This is a genomic window from Kitasatospora sp. NPDC058115, from assembly GCF_042884635.1.
Lineage (GTDB): Bacteria > Actinomycetota > Actinomycetes > Streptomycetales > Streptomycetaceae > Kitasatospora.
Genome location: NZ_JBHVTL010000070.1, coordinates 1 through 2,751 on the forward strand (window position 1 = coordinate 1; position 2,751 = coordinate 2,751).

At 73.8% G+C, this 2,751-nt stretch carries 4 protein-coding genes; all 4 read right to left on the minus strand.

Annotated elements, in window-relative coordinates; genetic code table 11:
• Nucleotides 1–194: 194 nt before the first annotated feature.
• A complete protein-coding gene (locus ACFVVL_RS35345; protein ID WP_380294090.1) occupies nucleotides 195–1,025 on the minus strand; it encodes an aldo/keto reductase in 831 nt (276 codons plus the stop codon).
• 11 nt (nucleotides 1,026–1,036) lie between these two features.
• On the minus strand, nucleotides 1,037–1,384 hold the full coding sequence (locus ACFVVL_RS35350) for a nuclear transport factor 2 family protein (protein ID WP_387682676.1): 348 nt from the start codon (nucleotides 1,382–1,384) through the stop codon (nucleotides 1,037–1,039).
• Entirely contained in the window at nucleotides 1,381–1,800 is a 420-nt protein-coding gene (locus ACFVVL_RS35355) for a heme-binding protein (protein ID WP_380294092.1), read from the minus strand. The genes ACFVVL_RS35350 and ACFVVL_RS35355 overlap by 4 nt, the downstream gene beginning before the upstream one ends.
• A 78-nt stretch (nucleotides 1,801–1,878) precedes the next feature.
• Nucleotides 1,879–2,751, minus strand: an 873-nt coding sequence (locus ACFVVL_RS35360; protein ID WP_387682679.1) for an MFS transporter, incomplete at its 5' end; no start/stop codon positions are given.

Genomic DNA, 2,751 nt, shown 5'->3' on the forward strand with positions numbered 1-2,751 from the left:
TACCGCCCCGGCGGCACGGGCCCGGTCGACCCCGAGTGCCGCCCCGGCCGCCTCTGCCCGTGACGCGGTAGCGCCGCACCCCCCGGTCCCGGCCCCCCCCGCCCCCCGCCCGGCGGGGGGCCCCCGGGCCCCCCCGGGGGGGGCGCGCCCGGCCCGGGCCGGCCCGCAGCGGGCTTCCGGGGGTGCGGGGTCGGTCAGTTGAACTGGTCCGGGTGCGGGCCGGTGCGCAGGCCGCGGTCGGTGGCGGCGATGGCGGCCATGTCCTCGTCGGTCAGCCGGAAGTCGAAGACGTCCAGGTTCTGGCGGATGCGCGCCGGGGTGACGGACTTCGGGATGACGATGTTGCCGAGCTGGAGGTGCCAGCGCAGCACCACCTGGGCGGCGGACTTGCCGGTGCGGGCGGCGATCGCGGTGATCGCCGGGTCGTCCAGGACGGCGCCCTGGGCGAGCGGGCTCCAGGCCTCGGTGGCGATGCCGTGCGCGGCGTGGAAGGCGCGCAGCTCGGACTGCTGGAGGCCGGGGTGCAGCTCGACCTGGTTCACGGCCGGGACCAGCTCGCTGTCGTCCAGCAGGCGCTGGAGGTGGGCGGGCTGGAAGTTGGAGACGCCGGCGGCGCGGATGCGGCCCTCGGCGGCGAGGCGCTCGACGGCCCGCCAGGAGTCCGCGTAGAGGTCGCGGGCCGGGGTGGGCCAGTGGATCAGGTAGAGGTCGATCTGCTCCAGGCCGAGCTTGGCGAGGCTGGCGTCGAAGGCGCGCAGCGTGGCGTCGTAACCCTGGTCGGCGTTCCACAGCTTGGTGGTGACGAACAGCTCCTCGCGCGGCAGACCGGAGGCGGCCAGGGCGCGGCCGACGCCGCTCTCGTTGCCGTAGATCGCGGCGGTGTCGATGCTGCGGTAGCCGGCCTCCAGGGCGGCGGTGACGGCGGCGGTGGTCTGGTCGTCGGGGACCTGGAAGACGCCGAAGCCGAGCTGGGGGATCTCGACGCCGTTGTTGAGCTTCACGGTGGGGATGACGGGGTTGTTCATGGTGCGCACTTTCAGAGAGGGCGGTCGGTGAGGGTGTAGCGGACGGTCTGGGCGCCGATGAGTCCGTCGCGGAAGACGAAGGTGTCGGTGCCGTCGGTGATCTGGTGCGTGGCGGTGGCGGCGGTCCACTGGAGGAACAGCACCCCGTCCGCGAACTGCGGGTCCAGCTGCCAGTCGGCGTCCGGGAGGTCGGCCAGGAGGCGGCCGATGACCCGCCGGACCCCGTCGTGGCCGCGGAACGCGCCTTGGGGGGTGATGAGGACGGCGTCCTCGGTGTAGTTCCCGGCGATGTGGTCGAGGTCCCCCGTGCCCAGGCGCTGCCCGTGGTCGGCGAAGACCTCCTGCGGGGTCCGGGTCACCGGGCGAGGGCCGTCAGCGCGGCGGTGGCGAAGGAGTGGTCCTGCTCGGGGGCGCCGCCGCCGAGGCCGATGGCGCCGACGAGCTTGCCGTCGCGGTGGATCGGGACGCCGCCGGCGATGAAGAGGAGCGGCCGGTCAAGCGCGGTGGTCAGGGTGTGGAACGGGCCGTCCGGCTTGACGAGGTCGACCAGGTCGGCGGTGGGGGCGTCCAGCTGGAGGGCGGTGTACGCCTTGCGGGTGCTGGTCTCCCCGGAGATCAGCACGGCGCTGTCGTCGCGGAGGAAGGCGAGCAGGTGGCCACCCGCGTCCAGGACGGTGACGCTGACCGCGACCCCGGCCGCCTGGGCGGCGCGGCGGGCGGCGGCGACGAGGGTCTCGGCGTCGGCGGTGGTCAGCGGGGTGAGGGTGGTGCTCATGGTGGTGCTTCTCCTGAAAGGAACGGGACCGGAAGGAACGGGACCGAAGGGAACTGGACCGGAAGGAACGGGACCGGGTCAGTGGTGGACGGGGACGGGAGCGGCGGTGACGGCGCCCTCCCGGACGGGGGCACGGCGCTCCAGGACGGCGGACCAGACGGCCAGCAGGAGGGCGGCCCCGGCGAGCAGCGCGCCGACCCAGTTCGGGGCGGTGTAGCCGAGGCCGGCGGCGATGACCTGCCCGCCGAGCCACGCGGCGAGGGCGTTGCCGAGGTTGAAGGCGCCGATGTTGACGGCGGAGGCCAGGGTGGGCGCGCCGTGCGCCTGGTCGAGGACCCGCTTCTGCAGCGGCGGGACGGTGGCGAAGCCGAGTCCCCCGACGAGCAGCACGGAGACCGCGGCGAGGATCTTGTTGTGGGCGGTGAGGGTGAACAGGGCCAGGACGACGGCGAGCCCGCCGAGCGAGGCGTAGAGCATCGGCATCAGCTTGCGGTCGGCGAACTTGCCGCCGAGCAGGTTGCCGAGGAACATGCCGACGCCGAACAGGACCAGCAGCCAGGTGACGGCGCCGTCGGAGTAGCCGGCGACCTGGGTCATCATCGGGGCGATGTAGGTGATCGCCGCGAAGACACCGCCGAAGCCGAGGACGGTCATCGCCATGGCGAGCAGGACCTGGGGGTTGCGGAACGCCATGAGCTCGCGGCGCAGGTGGGCCCCCTCGGGGCGGGGCAGGGCGGGGACGAGCTTGGCGATGCCGAGCAGTCCGACCACGCCGAGCGCGGCGACGACGGCGAAGGTGAAGCGCCAGCCGACGGCCTGGCCGATGAAGGTGCCCAGCGGAACGCCGACGATGTTGGCGATGGTCAGGCCGGTGAACATCGTGGCGATGGCGCCGGCCTTCTTGTCGGGGGCCACGAGGTCCGCGGCGACCACCGAGCCGATGCCGAAGAA